The sequence below is a fragment of the uncultured Amphritea sp. genome (genome assembly GCF_937127095.1).
GTDB lineage: Bacteria > Pseudomonadota > Gammaproteobacteria > Pseudomonadales > Balneatricaceae > Amphritea.
The window spans coordinates 131,639-149,376 of the sequence record NZ_CAKZLP010000084.1 but is presented as its reverse complement, the minus strand read 5'-3'; the positions used below and the strand labels follow the sequence as shown (position 1 = coordinate 149,376).

At 47.4% G+C, this 17,738-nt stretch carries 11 protein-coding genes and 2 tRNA genes; 6 read left to right on the top strand and 7 right to left on the bottom strand.

Features of this window, described 5'->3' with window-relative positions; all coding sequences use genetic code 11:
• The first annotated feature begins 1 nt into the window (after nt 1).
• A tRNA-Asn gene (locus Q0499_RS22235) sits at nt 2–77 on the top strand.
• Nucleotides 78–87: 10 nt separating this feature from the next.
• A tRNA-Pro gene (locus tag Q0499_RS22230) sits at nt 88–164 on the top strand.
• Between the two features lie 394 nt (nt 165–558).
• On the opposite strand, the gene Q0499_RS22225 is transcribed toward Q0499_RS22230, so the two are convergent.
• Both Q0499_RS22225 and Q0499_RS22220 read right to left on the bottom strand, forming a co-directional pair.
• Complete coding sequence (locus Q0499_RS22225) at nt 559–1,017, bottom strand: hypothetical protein (RefSeq protein ID WP_299204731.1); 459 nt, start codon at nt 1,015–1,017, stop codon at nt 559–561.
• A 180-nt stretch (nt 1,018–1,197) separates the two neighbouring features.
• On the bottom strand, nt 1,198–3,414 hold the full coding sequence (locus Q0499_RS22220; protein ID WP_299204728.1) for a hypothetical protein: 2,217 nt from the start codon (nt 3,412–3,414) through the stop codon (nt 1,198–1,200).
• A gap of 1,065 nt (nt 3,415–4,479) precedes the next feature.
• Between Q0499_RS22220 and Q0499_RS22215 the strand changes: the two genes are divergently transcribed.
• On the top strand, nt 4,480–5,622 hold the full coding sequence (locus Q0499_RS22215) for a diguanylate cyclase (RefSeq protein WP_299204724.1): 1,143 nt from the start codon (nt 4,480–4,482) through the stop codon (nt 5,620–5,622).
• Between the two features lie 19 nt (nt 5,623–5,641).
• Here Q0499_RS22215 and Q0499_RS22210 read toward each other — a convergent pair whose 3' ends face one another.
• Both Q0499_RS22210 and Q0499_RS22205 read right to left on the bottom strand, forming a co-directional pair.
• Nucleotides 5,642–6,904, bottom strand: a complete 1,263-nt coding sequence (locus Q0499_RS22210) for an HD-GYP domain-containing protein (protein WP_299204721.1) — start codon at nt 6,902–6,904, stop codon at nt 5,642–5,644.
• Nucleotides 6,905–7,181: 277 nt separating this feature from the next.
• Nucleotides 7,182–7,793: a hypothetical protein gene (locus tag Q0499_RS22205; protein WP_299204718.1), complete on the bottom strand. Its 612-nt coding sequence runs from the start codon at nt 7,791–7,793 to the stop codon at nt 7,182–7,184.
• A 380-nt stretch (nt 7,794–8,173) separates the two neighbouring features.
• Between Q0499_RS22205 and Q0499_RS22200 the strand changes: the two genes are divergently transcribed.
• The 3 genes from Q0499_RS22200 to rnr all read left to right on the top strand — a co-directional run bounded on the left by Q0499_RS22200 (nt 8,174) and on the right by rnr (nt 13,552).
• On the top strand, nt 8,174–9,007 hold the full coding sequence (locus tag Q0499_RS22200) for an aldo/keto reductase (protein ID WP_299204715.1): 834 nt from the start codon (nt 8,174–8,176) through the stop codon (nt 9,005–9,007).
• Nucleotides 9,008–9,134: 127 nt separating this feature from the next.
• Entirely contained in the window at nt 9,135–10,433 is a 1,299-nt protein-coding gene (locus tag Q0499_RS22195; protein WP_299204712.1) for an HD domain-containing phosphohydrolase, read from the top strand.
• A gap of 758 nt (nt 10,434–11,191) precedes the next feature.
• Nucleotides 11,192–13,552, top strand: coding sequence for a ribonuclease R (gene rnr / locus Q0499_RS22190; protein WP_299204709.1), 2,361 nt, complete (start codon nt 11,192–11,194; stop codon nt 13,550–13,552).
• A gap of 146 nt (nt 13,553–13,698) precedes the next feature.
• Here the strand turns inward: rnr and Q0499_RS22185 are convergent, their stop codons facing one another.
• The 3 genes from Q0499_RS22185 to Q0499_RS22175 are packed head-to-tail and all read right to left on the bottom strand — an operon-like array spanning nt 13,699 to nt 17,561.
• Complete coding sequence (locus tag Q0499_RS22185) at nt 13,699–15,456, bottom strand: sugar phosphorylase (protein WP_299204706.1); 1,758 nt, start codon at nt 15,454–15,456, stop codon at nt 13,699–13,701.
• Between the two features lies 1 nt (nt 15,457).
• The gene (locus tag Q0499_RS22180; RefSeq protein WP_299204703.1) at nt 15,458–16,684 is read right to left on the bottom strand and encodes a glycosyl transferase; all 1,227 of its coding nucleotides are present in this window, start codon (nt 16,682–16,684) and stop codon (nt 15,458–15,460) included.
• The gene (locus Q0499_RS22175; protein ID WP_299204700.1) at nt 16,677–17,561 is read right to left on the bottom strand and encodes an HAD-IIB family hydrolase; all 885 of its coding nucleotides are present in this window, start codon (nt 17,559–17,561) and stop codon (nt 16,677–16,679) included. The genes Q0499_RS22180 and Q0499_RS22175 overlap by 8 nt, the downstream gene beginning before the upstream one ends.
• Nucleotides 17,562–17,738 lie beyond the last annotated feature (177 nt).

Genomic DNA, 17,738 nt, shown 5'->3' with positions numbered 1-17,738 from the left:
TTCCTCGATAGCTCAGTTGGTAGAGCAGTAGACTGTTAATCTATTGGTCGCTGGTTCGAGTCCAGCTCGAGGAGCCATCTTTCAGAACGGGGCATAGCGCAGTCTGGTAGCGCATCTGGTTTGGGACCAGAGGGTCGTAGGTTCGAATCCTGCTGCCCCGACCACTTTGAAGACGTTGTAAAAAGCGCATCTGGTTTGGGAACTCTCCAGGTTAGGGTCATAGATCCGAATCCTGCTGCCCCGACCACTTTCTGAAAGGCCCTACACCATTTTATGTGTTAATTGCTTATAGCAACTAATCGGACCTGTTTTTCAGCAAATCCCCTTCGCTGAACCTTAACGAAGTTCTTTCGTTATTCACCGGGGTATACACTAATTTCTGTTTTATCTTGTATACAGCTACCCCGGATTTTTCTTATCAATATACGATACATTTGCAATCAGCGCTGAATTAGCGAGACCGTCTGCAAAAAAATCTAATAGACATCTTCTTGGTTATCTCATCAATCCCATAGCCTGGTTTGATAAAAATGGGAGCTCTTCCTATTGCCAGACCACTTATTCAACAGTATTAACAGACCATTCATACCTGCCGGTAGCACTACATGTCCAGGCCCCTTGCGTTTCTTCATCAACATCAAATTGACTTACCCGACCACACACCCATTTGCCATTAGCTCGCTCCAGGCAATACTTCAGCTCAACAGTGATAGAGCATTGATTACGAAACACTATTTTAAGGGAATCAGGATTTCCGCAGTTTTCGCCCCATTTCGCCTCTCGGGTTATACAGTGTTTCATCTGCCAATCATCGGAACGATCACCTCTATTCTTGAATAGAGGACTCTCTTGGGAAGGAAAACCGGTATCAGAATCCCAATCAGAAAAAGACTGGTCCGCTCTGGGTTTAGCGGGATTGCCAAGGTTGCCCGGTGAGGGCTTGATACTCCCCCCTGGAGTAGGTGAGCCCGGACGACGGATTAACGGCCAGTGCTCAGGCGAAGTGGGATATTTCATGCAGACATTACCCCGCCAGGCACACTGCTTTCCAGCAGGACAAGGAGGGATAAAGTAGTAACCCTTAGGACAGCTCTTGGAACCACCAAAAGTGCCAGGCCGGGTTTCAGCCTGGGCACTATGGTGTATGAAGGTTATCCAGAACAGTAAAGCAAAAAGTACTTTAATCAGCCTAAACATTTAGTCATCAAAGCTATTCCAGTCATTTACTAATTCGCTACAAACCCAGTCCGAAGAACCTTTTCTCGCACCGATAGCACGCTCTTCATGATGAGTGGTAGCTTCGTACGCATCAAACCTACCCTGCCGGCCTCCAAGAATCCCAAAAGCACCACAGGAGTTTGATCCATCTTTTTTCTCGATACATGATTTAACGTAGAGACGATCCTGGCATGTGTTTTTATAAGTAACAAAAAACTGTCCGGACTTCTTCATCTCCGTATTGATAACGACAAGACAAGAGCGTTTGTTTTGTGTCAGACCGTCCCAACAACCGTGGGTTCTTTCCAGCTTTTGCAACTCAGACTCCTGCGCAACAGGCTTCGGAGCTGTCGATACAGTTACATCCGATGCTGGCTTTTCAGCAAAACTCAAACTCCCCCCGGCGGTTATATTAATACCGCTCTTCCCAGAATCAGGTTTACTGACCACCGTTGGCGTTTTTGTTTGCGTTTTAGCACTGGATACTGCTTTTGCAGCACGTTCACGGTAAGAATCGTTATTTGGACTGCCAGCAGTTTGCTTAGGTAATCTGGCAGAAGAAGCCGTATTGGTCGGCGCAGAATAACTTCGGTTGGCAGAAGTCGTGCCATCCGACGAGCTACTGCGTACAGGATCACGGCGATAACCATCAAGACGATTTACACCGGGTGCTGCGGTGGTCCGGATTTTGCCGGACTCATCCCAGAGAATCGCTGGATTATTTGTGCGGGCTGCTTCCCTTGCATTAGCGATCGTACCGGCCAGATCGAATTTTGGCATCTCATATAGATTGGTTGTGTAGCCTGATGAACTGGAAGCACCGCTGTTAGTACCTGCCCCCTGTGATCCCATCATCGCAGCGTTGTATCCGCTTATGCCTTTTTTAGCCAGAGTTTCACAGTAGCCATCGGAATACAGAGTCAAAGCGTTCCTGGCTGCAAGTCCCATCAGGCACTTCTTTTTCTCTTCTGCTATGCGACGCTTCTTAGCCGCTTCAGCTCGCCTTTCAGCCTCACGACGGGCAAACTCCTGCTCATCCCTGACCTGTCGTTTCCATTCCGATTCAAACTTGGCCTGATTACTTTCAAAACGTTTTTGCAGCTCACGCATATAGGCATCTTCACCATCAAGCATCGCTTCCAGTGTTACAATTTCAGCCCGCTTTTGCTGCCCCTTTTTGAAATTTGCCGCCTGCCAGAGTAACGGCTCATCAAGGGTGTCCTGTTCAACCTGCAAAGCATAACTTTCATAGTCAGCGTTCTGGAGGAAGTCTGAAACACACTGAACATGCTTACCGAAACTCTGTACGTTCTCATTGATCCTCTGCTCAAATTCAGATGACTTCGGGTACTGGCCGACCCGGCGATTTCTTGGCAGGCTTGGCGGAGATTTCAGGCTGAGTTTGCCACACGCCTGTCTTCTATCAGCAGTCATCGGAGGTGAAGAAATATAGCGTGAAGCTAACGCTTTGTACTGTCTACGGAACTCACCATAAAGACGCTCCTCACGCTCCCTCTCGGCAATCCTGGCTAGTTGTTCTTGCCTGGCCTGCTCAATACGCTTATCCAGCTCCCGTTGTGCTAAAACAGAAGCTTCAGTGTTTCGATATGTCGCCACGACCGATTCAAGCGCTTTCGTACCTTCCTGCTTTAAGGCACTTTCTAACGCCTTTTCCGCGGCAGCAACCTGCAGCCCAGTAAACGAGGAGAGCTGCTCAAGAAGAGGTTTAGCGATCTGTAATCCATGATTGCGACTTTCGTTCTGATAGGCAGTGGAATTGCCCCCTTCCATGCATGCACCGCTCTCCAGTAGTCTGGTGAATGCCTTCTGTTCACCAAAAGCGGTAACGGTACATTCATGCATCATCTCAGCGCAGTTTGTCCAGCCGTTTCTGACCCGTTTACACTGAAAAGTAACCAGCGCCTCCCCTGCATCAACGATTTTCCAGTTCTTCAGGTAACGCCGGGTGTAATCTCTGACACCAGAAACAAAGCTTTCCTGTTCCCCGTGATACTCGTACGCAGTTTCACCATCCAGATCCAGGGGTTGATATGAGACTTTTATCGAGCCCCCTTCAAAACTGACAGTCTGTGTTGGAGGAGGTATCTCACTAACATGTTTGACGGGAGCTGGACCGGCACAACCGACAAGAAAGATAATGGAAAACAGGAAGGGCGCTACTCTGTTAATAGGCATTCTTAATCACCGCTGAAGGCTAATCTCCTGAACAAGACTATATTCAAAATCAACCCTAGTAAATGTTGTAGCACATAAATATTCAAATCAGATATCACTCATATAAATGACTTAAAACACAATATCCGAAGGCGCATTGTCGGTTTGATACCATAAATTCAGTTCGAGGCGTCATTCATTCCATAGCATAGCCTGATAGCAGATCTGCTTTGAAAGCCCACCAGGCAAGGATCACAGAAATTAATTTTGTTAAACTGAGGACTTCCTGCAAGACCATAGTCATTAAACTCTGTTACTTGCTCACAGTAACTCATCAGGCCTGTTTTATCCTGTATTCAGCCACCCCGGTTTTTCCTCTCAGAATCAAACACTCCCCGGTAAAATAAACTCTGCAGCATAGCTTCAGGCTATAGAGCTTTATACGTTCCATGATAAAATAGTTTTCCTATTAAGGGTGTCTAAGGACTTGAAAGTCATAGATCTTTTAAGTTAATCACCAAGTTAGACGATATTCGAGAGCGAAACGGACCTTAAATGCTTGATTTAGACGTCCGCACTTTACTTATCCTAAGTGCACTTATTTCACTTGGCTCAACGGTTGCGCTGGTTTATCTATGGCGGTCACAAAGTCATGCAAATGGCTCAGGCTTCTGGCAAAAAGTAATGCTAGTGACAGAGGCATAAGCGTTCGGTCAGAGCTCTATTTAACGGGGTATAGATGACCGTCGGTTTTATCTGTATACAGGTACCCCGGATTTTTATCTTTACAACATCAAACAACACTACTGTCAATAAAACACTCTTGAACTAAACCCTTTTAGGCCTATTGCCTATACTTGTCGATGCATGACTCAGTTAAAATAACACCAGAGCAAACTACACCAGAATGGATTCGGTCGCTGATGAAACACCTCACTTACAACGATTTAGCTAAACTAAACCAGTCAACCGGATCGTTAAGCGCACATTACGATATCCCACCCCCCGTTTCCGGGCACCCAAAACTCCTGCCCTCTATGCTTCATCAACCTGTGGCCAGCGAAAGCGCTCTTTCAGAGAAGATATATGTCCACTGAGCAGGCGTACTTCTTTACCGCTGCATTAATCAACCTGGTATTAGCCTTTTCAGGCACCAGAATCAAAGACCCGGAAGGAAAGCAGAGATCCGTACTCTTTTTTATCATCGCCTTCTCAGCAAATTTCCTAAGCTGGTTTTTATATGTATTTGATATAGGCACCACTTTAAAAATTGCATCCGCAGTTTTATCGTCGGCATTCATCTGGGGCATGGTTGTGTTCAGTTACAAACGATGCGAATGCCCATTACCACGAACACTCTTATCAATTATTTTTCTGATTAATTGTTTTGCCTTAGGTTACTTTACCTATGCTGACCAGCTATATAACGCTTTGCATGTTAGCGCACTGTTTGTCCCTTTAGCCTTTTGCATCATGAGCTATCTGTTTCTAAACGTTAAAACACACAGAAACCCCTCTGATGTAATTCTGGCTTACACATGCCTCTTCATGGCCATAGTCGTTGCCAGTCGTTCTCTGCTATTAACATTTACACCCGAACTCTTTAGCGCCACCATCATTTCGTCACAAATTATATGGCCCGCCTTCAGTGTTGTTAGCGGGGTATTTGCTTTATTAAGCTTTACCGAAGAAGCCCAATCAAAGCTGCAACAAGAGTCCAATACTGATCAGCTCACGGGCCTGGCGAATCGAAGGAGCATGGACAACATTCTCGAAAAGGAATGGGCAAGAGCTAATCGTCATCAAAGACCTCTGGCAGTGGTAATGCTGGACGTCGATTTTTTCAAGGACTATAACGATCATTATGGCCATCAGGCAGGTGATAATTGCCTGCAAAGAGTGGCGGATGTTCTTCTAAAATCAGTCCAGCGCGCTGGAGAGGTTGCAGCACGATATGGTGGCGAAGAGTTCCTGCTTATTCTTCCCGACACCGACGAAAGTACTGCCCGGCAAACAGCCGAAAAGATATGCGCGTCTATTGCTGAGTTCCAAATACCACATCAGTACTCCCCCCTGGAAATAATTACTCTGAGTGCAGGTGTTGCTGCGCTATCAAACCAAAACTATAAGAATATCGAAGAATTACTCCTGGCCGCTGATTCAGCGCTTTATCAAGCCAAACGCAATGGCCGGAATCAGACTCAGGTAGCCTCAAACAATACAGAATAAAGTGAGGACATCGCCGTCACTACAAACCAAAATAATAGTGCACTCGCTCTTGAAGCAGCGCTTTAGCCTCATCTTCCTGTATGCAATCAAGCCTCTTATACACACCCAATGCGATTTTTTCGAAGGCTTTGATAATACGAGGGTCAAAATGGCTTCCGCTATCGTTGATAAGGATCGACATGCTTTGCTCAAAAGACATTGGCTCCTTGTACGGGCGCTTTGAGCAAAGAGCATCAAACACATCCGCTACCGCAAATATCCTCGCAGCCAGCGGAATACTCTCTGCTTTAAGCCCTCGGGGGTAACCTGTTCCGTTCCATTTTTCATGGTGACAGGCAACCACCGTGCTGGCGTCATCCAGCCAACCGATGCCCTTTAAAATAGATTCGCCCTGGTCAACATGGGTACGCATCAGCTCCATTTCATCATCCGTCAGCTTGCCAGGCTTCAGCAAAATAGAGTCTGGAATAGCTATTTTGCCTACATCGTGAAGAAAACTTCCGATGATCAGCGGTTGCATATTGTCTTTAGGTATATCAATGGCTTCTGCAATCTTAGTCGCAATCCATGCAACTCTGTAATTATGAACACCGGTATCAGAATCACGTTTAGCGATCGACCTGCCCAATGCTTCCATCATAGAAATATGAGAATCAAGCACCTCTTTTGCTCTGCGACGGTTTTCTTTAGATAGATAGACAACAATCGGATAGACAACTGCACCACAGATTAATGATGCTAACGCCACCATCAGGGCAGCCGTAAAAGCCGTCGTAGTTATCTGTCTACTCTGCCAATCAGGAACAATACGTACCCCTTCAAAATAACCTGCTAATGATTCAGAGCCAGACTTAACAAAATGCAGTGGCACAAACACTCTGAGAACCCAGTCACCGTTTGCCAACTTCATACTTTCGTAGGAACTTTTCATGTAGACAGGCATGACGTGTTTAGTTAACTGGTCTTCAACCTTAGCCCCCGATGGAGTCATTGCCTCAGCCAACTTTTCACCCGATGAGCCATACAGCTCCGCAATATCAAAGAAACCGCCCGCTAAAATATCTGCGGCCTGCTGAGCCCCCTCCCTGGATATCTCATTCGAAAAATCCAGCACATGGTAGTAAGCCAATAGGCGCTCCGTCTCCTCATTTGCAAGCGAGACTATCGCACTCTCAGCTTCCTCTGTTGCGACATACCAGGCAATCGGGCTGGTGATAGAAACAAGAATAAAGCTAACAAGACTGATGAGAACGGCTGTTCGTCGTTCGAAGTTGGTTGTCATTAAATTTTCCGTCTTTAGGCTTATACTTTAACAATCCCAGAGAGATTAGCGCATCCATATAAACCCCAGTCAACCAAAGAGACGGTAAAAACAACATTTCAGTACTCAAAATAACAGATCAACAATCGTGCTCCAGAATGAGGGATGTGTCACCTTGACAGCCGCTTAACAATTGAACGGTTCGCCCAGCCAAGCGCTAAGTTTTTCAACGAACCGAAGTACGCGCCTATGCTGTCCACCAGTAGTTGGAAGTATCGGCGGCCTGGAACGGGATCATTTAAACACTTGTCTGCCTGTCAAAACTGAACTCTGACCGCTGTTCATTTGACATGAGTTCGAAAAGAGCTGTTATATCGGCTAAATCAATTTCATAGCCTTCTTCATCATCAATAACGACTGTAATGATACCCACCGGAGTCTGATCCTGATAAACCGCTAACATTCTCAGAAGGTAGGACGATGCGTGATCACATTTTTCAATTTCAATACTACCTTTATGCCGATTGTCTTCACCACTCACGACCTTTGCTATGGTTCGTTGCAACCTCAAATTTTCGACAAGGTTACTGCAGCTTAAACGATTTCTCATATCGACTTTCAACCCGGCTCTTTTTAAAAGAATCTGAACAGCAGCGTTATTTGAGCAAATCACTTCACCATTTGTGGCCAACAAAAATACTCCTGGCCTGAGCAGGTCAAACTCATCCATCACCTCATTAAACCTCTCTTTCAGCCGCGTCAACGGGAGCTCATCATTCACCGCTTTATTCTTGAAAGAAGAGGCCACATAGCTATCAGCATGTTGAGCAAAGTGACCATTTTGAGCCTCTTTCGACACTCGATTAACTGGTTTCTTATTTGTATCAAATAGCACAGATCTTTTTTTCATTAGCCAGATACCTTTTCCATGCTCTGAGAATCGATCACTTAAACCGATATGCCAAGCTAGGGGGTTTCAGATACATAACCAAAAGCAAATATTAAGCCAACTTTTACTTGAAAAAACATAACTCAACATTAACAGATGGTTAGGAAGGATTTATCTGCGCATCACTCTCCCAAATAAATCTCACAATTGCGAGATTGCTCAACTCTGAACGCCCATTCTGGTTTTTTGCATGGTCTGAGGATTATATTCACCCGATTTAATCATCTGAACTTACCCTTATGGAGTTAATCCTCTAGAATTAACCCGCCCTCTAAACGTATACCACCTAAAACAATACCTTTGTTTTTCTTAGATCAGTTCAGATAAAAATGGAGAGTCATATGCCCGTTCAAAAAGGCCCAACAATCACATTAGCTAACGGTGTTGAGATGCCGCAGCTGGGACTTGGAACCTGGCCAATGAATGATGCTGAGGCCGCGGTGGCCGTGACAACAGCTATTGAGCTTGGCTATCGTCTGATCGATACAGCTGAAAACTACCAGAATGAACGCGGTGTCGGTGAGGGCATCCGCAATGCTTCCGTTAAGCGGGAAGATCTGTTTGTCACTACCAAGTTCAACCGCGAGTGGCACAGCTTCAACGGGGTAAAAGAAACATGCCACGCAAGTCTTAAACGGCTTGAACTCGACTATATCGATCTGCTGCTGATTCACTGGCCAAATCCGGATCAGAACCAGTTCGTGGATGCCTATCTTGGATTAGTGCGGCTGCTGGATGAGGGCGTGGTAAGGGCCATTGGCACCTCTAATTTCAAACCTGCACACCTGCAGCGCTTGATTAATCTGGGACTGAAGCCGCATCTGAACCAGATTCAGCTGGATCCTTACCACCGCAGAGATGAACTTATCGAACTCCAGCGTAGTCAGGGTATTGCGATTCAGAGTTGGCGCCCTCTCGGATGTGGCAATGAGATGCTGTCTGACCCGACAATACATGTTATTGCTGATCACCATGGCCGCACACCGGCACAGATAGTGCTTCGCTGGGCAGTACAACAAGGCTTTGCCACAGCGCCTAAATCGGCTAATCCTGAGCGGATGATACAGAACCTGAGTGTTTTTGATTTTACTCTATCCGATGGTGAAATGACTTTACTGGATAGCCTTGGGCGAAATGATCCACAGATGCTTGATGCTGACCAATTCGGCCATTAAGCCCAATTGAGACTCTGCCATATTTGCCGGGTAATGCAGACTCACCATTTTAGTTATACCTGAACATGGAAAATCCAACGACCTGTTGTAAAATAGAGACAGGCTATTGTGTTACCAGACTTCACTGATGACATTCAACTGTGATGGACAACGATATATGCAACAAACGGCAGATGGAGTCTCTGAAGTTATTCTCGGAATGAATATCGATGTCGGGCGCGCGGCATTTACGGTGACAAAAGCACTCGATTATGTCGGCATCGACGATAAAAGCCATGGCCGGCGTGTCGGGCTTATCTGCCATCGCATCGCCCACCTGCTTGGCTGGGAAAAAACCAAACGGCACTTTATTTTAATCGCCGGAATGCTTCACGATTGTGGCGTCTCCTCAACCACTATTCACCAAAAACTGGTAGATGAGATGGAGTGGGAAGGTGCAGAGGAACACTGTATCCGAGGTGATAATTTTTTACGCAGTTTCCCACCCTTTAGCGCGTTCGCACCGGCTATCAAATACCACCATACCCGCTGGCAGGACCTGCCTGAAAACCTTGATGATGAAACCCGGGAGTATGCGAACCTTATATTCTTTGCTGACCGTTTAGATGTGGCCTATTCCACCTTCATATTGAATAAAGCCCCCCATGAAGCACTGCTAAGCAGAGAACAAATTCTCGGCGAATTAGCCCCTTATGTTGGACTTTTATTTTCCCCGGAGATCTATAAAGCGGCTGAATCAACCATCCAGAGGGACAGCTTTTGGCTGGAACTCAGAGACGAGTACCTGGATGATGCCATTACGGAGACCCTGTCTTCCGAAGATTATGAGATAACGTTGTCATTTGATGAGATTGAATCACTCGGCGAGCTTATCTCTCAGATCGTTGACGCGAAGAGCCCCTATACTCACTACCACAGCCTGCGTGTTGCTGATCTTGCTTATACACTATCAGGCCTGGCAGGTCTTGATCAGTATCAGCGCCGCATTCTCAGGCTTTCAGGGTTACTCCACGATGTTGGTAAACTCAGAACCCCGGATGAGATTCTGGAAAAGCCCGGAGCCCTGTCTGAATATGAGGTAGCACAGATGCGCAGCCACCCTCTCGATAGTAAGCGGGTATTAAAATCGCTCTTCCCGAATACTCAGATCGCTAAATGGGCATCTGAGCACCATGAGAAATTAGATGGCTCCGGCTATCCTTTCGGCTGGAAAGGAGATCAGATCGACTTCCCTACCCGGATTTTATCAATTGCAGACATCTTTCAGGCGCTTTGCCAAAAACGTCCATACCGCCACCGACTGCAGATTGATGAAGTTATCGGGATCATGGATGAAATGGTCGCTGAGGGGAAAATCGATAGCGCAATCTATGGGTTGTTAAAAGCAAACAAAAATGAGTTATACGGTATAGCCATCAGACAATAGTCAATGGGAAACAATCTCAATACTCTACTGCTGTTCAGTCGCAACAACCTGCCTCACCTCGTGCAGGTTGATTTGCAAATACAAATGCAGTCAGACTTCCCCTGAAACACCTGTCAGCCCGTATAATCGGAAAGGATCCATTGACAAAGCACAGCAACTCTATATAGTGTTCATTAGCTTAGAAAAAGTCTATTTTTTAACCATTTGTTGTCGTTGTATTACTGTCGTTTTTTTACTTAAGTATTCTCGTCCCTCTGTATTAAATTCCAGTCTTATTTTTTCGCTATCAGGTAAAACTTTCTGTGTTTTGAACCTCGGTGCCTCATTGCTATTAGCCGTGCTGAGACTAGACTAAAAAGAGTCACTTCAAACAGCAGATCAGCGTTGCCGGTTTAAATACTCAGTCAGTGATTGTTACCACTCTTTCGATGAGTATTGTTTGTTCTTAGTTAAACGGCCCAAAGGGGCCTAAATTAAAGCGTTTAATCAGCTGTGTAAGAGTGCATGAGGCACTGACAGCGATAAATATTTTTGTCATATGCCTGAGTTAGAATATGAAGATCTCAGCATAAATTTATGGTCATCAGACCGGGTTAAACACCCGCCAAAAAGTGATTCTGATAACCAACCCAATTTGATTCACTCCATTAAGATGAGTGATGCCAGCGATACGCCTCCTCGTAGTATTTAAAGCCCATTAACAATGAGTTCTTCACACTACCAGGCCCCGCTCTGACGCTGGTTTATTTGAGAAAAGAATGAGTATAGATACGAAAACGGCTATCAATGCCGCAGATTTTGAAAAGTACAGCAACCCTATTCCCGGTCGGGAATACATCATGGGGCTATTCGATGAGCCCGGAAAATTTTTAAATCGCGAGCAACTGGGTAAAACCCTGAAACTGTTTGATGATGAAGAGAAAGAAGCGCTACGTCGCCGTCTGCGCGCAATGGAACGGGATGGGCAACTTAATTTTGACCCACGTAAGGGCTATAGCCTGCTAACCTCTCAGGATATGGTTGAAGGCAAGATTATCGGACATCCCGATGGCTTTGGCTTTCTGTCTATTGATCAGGGTGGTGATGACCTGTTCCTGCACGATAGTCAGATGCTTAAAGCATTTCCCGGAGACCGGGTACAGGCCCGTATAACCGGTACCGATCGTCGCGGTCGCCAGGAAGCTCAGATTGTTAATGTGCTAGAGAAAAACATGACGGAGCTCGTGGGTCGTCTGCGAGTCGAAGATGGCGAGTATTACCTGCAGCCGGAAAACAGCCGTATCTGTAATGAGATCGATATCCCGGATGACCAGTTAAAAGGCGCACAAGCGGGTCAGTATGTCACCGTTGAGATCACCGAATACCCCTGTAACCGGTTTAATGCTGAAGGACGGGTGGTTGAAATTCTGGGCGACTCGATGGCTCCTGGCATGGAGATCGATGTTGCGATCCGCAACCACGACATCCCCCATAAGTGGCCTAAAGACGCTCTTGCAGCGGCTGAAGCGCTGGGCGAAGAGGTTAAAGAAACCGATAAGCAGCACCGCGCCGATCTGAGAGCTCTGCCGTTTGTCACCATCGATGGTGAAGACGCCCGCGACTTTGATGATGCGGTCTACTGTGAAAAACGTAAATCCGGTGGCTGGCGTCTGTTTGTCGCTATCGCCGATGTATCTCACTACGTCGCACCCGGCAGCGCTCTTGATCAGGAAGCGGCTGAACGGGGCACCTCGGTATACTTCCCCGGTCATGTTGTACCCATGCTGCCGGAAGCGCTGTCAAACGGCCTTTGCTCACTGAACCCCCATGTCGATCGACTAGTGATGGTCTGTGAAATGGCTATCAACAGTGCAGGCAAGATGACCAGCTATAAGTTCTCCGAGGGCATTATTCATTCCCACGCCCGCCTGACCTACACCCAGGTAGGCGCGCTGGTATCAGCACCGGAAACCGAGCTGGGCCGAGCTGTTGCCCGCAACCATACCGATGTTGTGCCACACATCCACTCCCTGCACCACCTGTATGCAGTGCTGAGAAAAGCGCGCACTAAACGTGGTTCTATCGACTTTGAAAAGCAGGAAGTACAGTTTAAGTTTACCGAAGACCGGAAGATTGAAAGCATTGTGCCGGTTGTGCGTAATGATGCACACAAGATGATTGAAGAGTTTATGCTCTGTGCCAACGTTGCTACCGCACAGTTCCTGGAAAAGTTAGAGATCCCGGCACTGTATCGTGTCCATGAAGGCCCGGTGGAGAAGAAGCTGACCAATCTGCGCGCATTTCTTGGCGAGCGTGGCCTGAACCTGGCGGGTGGAGAAAAACCAACGCCTGCACATTATGACCGTCTACTGAAAGGGCTTGGCGAGCGTCCTGACGCTCAGATCATTCGTATGATGATGCTGCGCTCACTGAGTCAGGCTGAATATAGCTCTGATAACCAGGGCCACTTCGGTCTGGCCTATCCAGCCTACGCCCACTTTACCTCACCGATACGCCGCTATCCGGACCTGCTGGTTCACCGGGCGATCCGCTCTGTGATTCGCCGTAGCGAAAGCGGCAGCGTGATTCGTCGGGCATTGAAAAAGGTAACCGGTGTGGGCTCTGATCCGGTTCAGCGTATTAAAAACGCCACACCGCTTGCTCCGGGTAACAGTTATCCTTATGACCTTGCAGCGATGAAAAATCTGGCTGAGCACTGCTCCACAGTTTCCCGTCGCGCAGATAAAGCGGGCTGGGATGTTGAAGCCTGGCTCAAGTGCGAATATATGCAGGACCATGTGGGTGATGTTTTCAGCGGTGTAATCAGCACCGTCACCAACTTCGGTCTGTTTATTGAACTGGATGATACTCAGGTTGAAGGCCTGGTGCATGTCACCGCCCTTAACAATGACTATTATCAGTTTGACGCTGCTCAGCAACGCTTAGTCGGCGAACGCACCCACGCCAGCTTCGGCATTGGCGATAAGATCAATATCCGCGTTGTCAGAGTCGATATGGATCAGCGCAAGATTGAGTTTGAACTGGCCGTTAAAGACGAAGTCCAAAGCGCGCCAAAACCACGCAAGCGCAAAGGCGGTCGGGGTAAAAGCGTAAAAGGTGCGGGTAAAGCTCCCCGCTAATTTAGCTGGCTGGACTATTAAAACATCCAACCCTTAATCGTTTAAGGGTTGGATGCTAAGCATTTATAAATTGGCATTTATAAACAGGCTTTGATAAATAGCTATTGATACCTACCCGCGAATTCAACTCCGAAGAACCATCTGGCTTATGATCGGTTTGATAACCAGACACTCTGATAAGGCGCCACCTCAATAGACCCCAGCAGATCATCATAGTGCTCGCCACTGAGCAGATCAGACCAGTCCTGCGTGCTAATCAGATTGAGATCAGATAGCGACAGGACTGCCGTTTCAGAGCTGATGTTATTCAGGCAGAAGATGTTCTGAGTTCTATCGATACTCTGACGCCAGAAGCCAAAAATCTGCTCCCCCAGGTGCAACGTAAACTGAGTCGCATTCGGATGGAAGGCTTTCTGCCGGGATCGGATATAAATTAAGCGCTTAATCGCCTTAAACACTCGTTGATGATGGGTTGTCTCATCGGCTAACAACACTTCAAGCTCGCTATAATCCCACTTATGACGATTTATCGAGCGAGAATGCCCGGTGGTTTTTACCCGCTCATAATCATTCAGGGTACCGAGCAAGCTATGCAGATAGATCCCCGGAATACCCTCCAGCGCCAGCATGATGTTATGAGCACAGAGAAACCGCGCTTCGCCAAAGGCATCTTTACCTTCGACCGTGCCCTGCAGCGCTTCAAACAGTGCAATATTAATTTCATAGGGCTTTTTCTCGCCGTTATCCAGCGCCCGCCACGAAACATGCCCGCCAAAGTCCTGCATGGTCGCAATCATCAGATCAACTTCGCTATCCGGCAGGATGCCCTCAACCGGGCGCAGACCAATACCATCGTGTGAGGCGATAAAGTTAAAGAAAGCCGTGCCATCCTGCGCGGGTGGCATACTCATCATCCACTGCTTGAGATAAAAATTCTCTCCGGTGATCAGCGCATGCAGCAACAATGGCGGTAGCGAAAAGTTATAAACGCAGTGGGCTTCATTGGCGTTACCAAAATAGGAGAGATTTTCCCGGCTGGGGATATTGGTTTCGGTAATGATCATCGCGGTCGGGCAGGCGTATTCAATCAGGGTTCTGAATAGTCGAACCACTTCGTGGGTCTGCTCCAGATTGAGACAACTGGTGCCCGCCTCTTTCCACAAAAACGCAATCGCATCCAGACGGAAAATATTCACCCCCTGGTCGAGATAGAATCGAACAATTTTGACAAACTCTTTCAATACCTCGGTATTACGAAAATCAAAATCGACCTGATCATGACTGAAAGTGCACCAGACATACTTCAACCCTTCAGGCGTTTGCACCTCTCTTAACAGAGGGCTGGTGCGTGGCCGTACAACCTCTGACAGATCCTCATCAGGGCTGGCGGTGTAAAAAAAGTCATGCCCATACCCCTCGCCTTTAATGAAGTTTTGAAACCATTCACTTTCGCCGGAGCCATGGTTAATCACCAGGTCAGACATCAGCCGGTATTCCGCCGAGAGTCGCTGAATATCCTGCCACTCCCCGACCGATTCCCGCACCTGATAATAATCGCTCACGGCAAAACCATCATCGGAACTGTAAGGAAAGAAAGGCAGCACATGGACACCACTGATCACGCCATCACACTGCTCATTTAGAAAGGTGTGCAGCGTAGTCATCGCCCGCTCATCATCACGATACAGGCTATCCCCGTAGGTAATCATAATGACGTCCTGCTGGCTCCAGTGATTTTTATACGGCACCGGAAGCTGCTCAACACTGCCCAGCCGCATAATTGAGATCAGATCTGATACCAACTGTGCAATTACCTCAGGAGCAGCCGTCTGATAAATGGTCTGCAGGTGATTTTCAACCTGTCCGGCCAGTTGCGTACTCGCACTACTTAATACACTGTCCATACTATTCCGCCATAAACTCCTGATGGTCTAACTCAACCGCTTCGATCAGCCGCTCAAACACATCGGGCATCGCACTGGAAACACGACTCCAGCTGGGTATAAACGGAGTTTCCATCGGGTTACTGAGAAACTGCTCGCCAGCCGTAATAATGTTGCGGGAGAACATCTCAACCGCCATCTCTTCCTCATGAATATCCAGCTGTAAACCGTTCATCACCGCATCGTTATGATAGGTTTCGACAAAATCCAGAGCGATACGAAAATAGGTGGCTTTTACCGATCGGAATGTCTCGGTGTTGAAGGTATGCCCCTGAGTGGCCAACTTCCGGAACAGGGATTTAGTGATATCGATCGACATCTTCGACAGCCCGGCATTCTTATCATCCAGAGACAGATCCTGGTGCTTATGATCATACTGATCAGCAATATCGACCTGGCACAGCCGGTTATTGGCATAGTTACGATGCATTTCGGACAGCACACCGATCTCCAACCCCCAGTCACTGGGTATACGAATATCACTGAGCACATCCCGACGGAAAGAAAACTCGCCCGCTAAGGGATAACGAAAGCTGTCCAGAAACTGTAGGTATTCGATCTCACCAAACACCTTTTTCAGCGCTCTCAGTAACGGCGTCACCAGCAAACGACTGACTCGCCCATTGATCTTGCCATCCGCAACCCGGGCGTAAAATCCTTTACAAAACTCATAGTTGAACTGCGGATTAGCCACAGGATAGATTAACCTGGCTAACATCTGGCGACTGTAAGTGACCACATCGCAGTCATGCAGCGCAACAGACTCCGCACGACCAGACGCCAGAATATAGCCCATGCAGTACCAGACATTACGGCCTTTTCCTGCCTCCTTTGGCGCCAGTTTCAGCGTTTGTAGTTCAGCGTCCAGAGCCCTTAACCGCGGACCATCATTCCATAGAATCCGGTGATGCTGGGGTAGCTTCTTGAAGAATTTATGGGCAAAGCGAAACTGCTCTTCATTGGCGCGATCCAGGCCGATAACAATCTCCGACAGATAGGGAACCTTACTGATCTCGTCGATAATATGTCCCAGTGCAGGCCCTTCCAATTCAGAAAAAAGAGAGGGAAGAATCAGCGCCAGCGGCCTTTTTTTGCCAAAACGGGTCAACTCCTCTTCTACCTCTTCAATCGGCCTTTGCGACAGATTATGCAGGGTGGTGATAATGCCGTTCTGATGAAAATCACCCATAACATTGACTCCTTAACTTCTTGCGAAGGTATTCAATTGAATTCATATCTGCAGGCCTTCCGGCTGCGCCCAGAAACCAGCTGACGCCCTCGACCCAACCTGCGGGACCTGTTTGACTGGATAGATAGAGGTTAGAATGTTCTAGTGGTGGTGGTTCATGTACCGGCGAACGGATCACCAGGGCACAATCCGCAACCTGTAACATATCAATATCGTTGTAACTGTCACCGGCCGCTATGGCTAAAAACGAACTGTCAGGTGCTGAATCAGCATATTGCTGTTTTAGCCACTGCAACGCTTTACCCTTATTGCAGGCTCCGGTTACATGAAGAAAGCGTCCCCCCTGAAGCACAGTCGCCCCCTGCTGCCTCAGTGTTTCGACGAACAGTTGTTTGCGCTCATCCGTACCGAGCCACTTCACCGGCTCGCTGAATTCGCGCTGATTTGCAAGCTGCGCAGCAGACGCAGAAAGCCCGGTTGAAGCCTGAATCCCTGCCACACCCATGGAGGTAAACGTTTCAAATTCACCGCCAAACGCAGACAGCTGTTCGCCCAGTAGCTCAATCCAGTGATCACGGGGCTTTGAAAATTGACAGCAGAAATAGTCATCAACCCGGTCGCTGTCAGAGGGTGGCGTGGGAAAATAATTTTCGGGGATAAAAACAGCTGCACCGTTTTCAACAACGAAGGGGTGATGACTTTCTAACTCCACACGCAAAGCCGTTAATTCAGCCCTGGTTTTGCTGGTTACAGGAATAACCGGGACCTCAACCTCGTTTAAAAGCGACAATAAAGATTCAGCCTGACTAAAGCTGTAACTGAAGTGATCCAGTAGCGAACCATCAAGGTCTGTAAAAATCAGAACCTTTTGAGTCATCCTTCTCCCCTCTTGTTATTGTGCACTCACTCAACAAAAAGATTATATTGCACCAAAACGGAGCATATATTTGCTATATAACCAAATACTACTCTCACTATGAAAGATGTTGCAGGAAACATACCGGATAGAGAAATTCCACACAATTAAAGTGCAATTACACCATCATAACCTATC

Excerpts from the sequence above, each read along its gene's own strand:
- Q0499_RS22225 (WP_299204731.1), bottom strand. The coding sequence starts at position 1,017 with ATGAAATATCCCACTTCGCCTGAGCACTGGCCGTTAATCCGTCGTCCG.
- Q0499_RS22220 (WP_299204728.1), bottom strand. The coding sequence starts at position 3,414 with ATGCCTATTAACAGAGTAGCGCCCTTCCTGTTTTCCATTATCTTTCTT.
- Q0499_RS22215 (WP_299204724.1), top strand. The coding sequence starts at position 4,480 with ATGTCCACTGAGCAGGCGTACTTCTTTACCGCTGCATTAATCAACCTG.
- Q0499_RS22210 (WP_299204721.1), bottom strand. The coding sequence starts at position 6,904 with ATGACAACCAACTTCGAACGACGAACAGCCGTTCTCATCAGTCTTGTT.
- Q0499_RS22205 (WP_299204718.1), bottom strand. The coding sequence starts at position 7,793 with ATGAAAAAAAGATCTGTGCTATTTGATACAAATAAGAAACCAGTTAAT.
- Q0499_RS22200 (WP_299204715.1), top strand. The coding sequence starts at position 8,174 with ATGCCCGTTCAAAAAGGCCCAACAATCACATTAGCTAACGGTGTTGAG.
- Q0499_RS22195 (WP_299204712.1), top strand. The coding sequence starts at position 9,135 with ATGACATTCAACTGTGATGGACAACGATATATGCAACAAACGGCAGAT.
- rnr (WP_299204709.1), top strand. The coding sequence starts at position 11,192 with ATGAGTATAGATACGAAAACGGCTATCAATGCCGCAGATTTTGAAAAG.
- Q0499_RS22185 (WP_299204706.1), bottom strand. The coding sequence starts at position 15,456 with ATGGACAGTGTATTAAGTAGTGCGAGTACGCAACTGGCCGGACAGGTT.
- Q0499_RS22180 (WP_299204703.1), bottom strand. The coding sequence starts at position 16,684 with ATGGGTGATTTTCATCAGAACGGCATTATCACCACCCTGCATAATCTG.
- Q0499_RS22175 (WP_299204700.1), bottom strand. The coding sequence starts at position 17,561 with ATGACTCAAAAGGTTCTGATTTTTACAGACCTTGATGGTTCGCTACTG.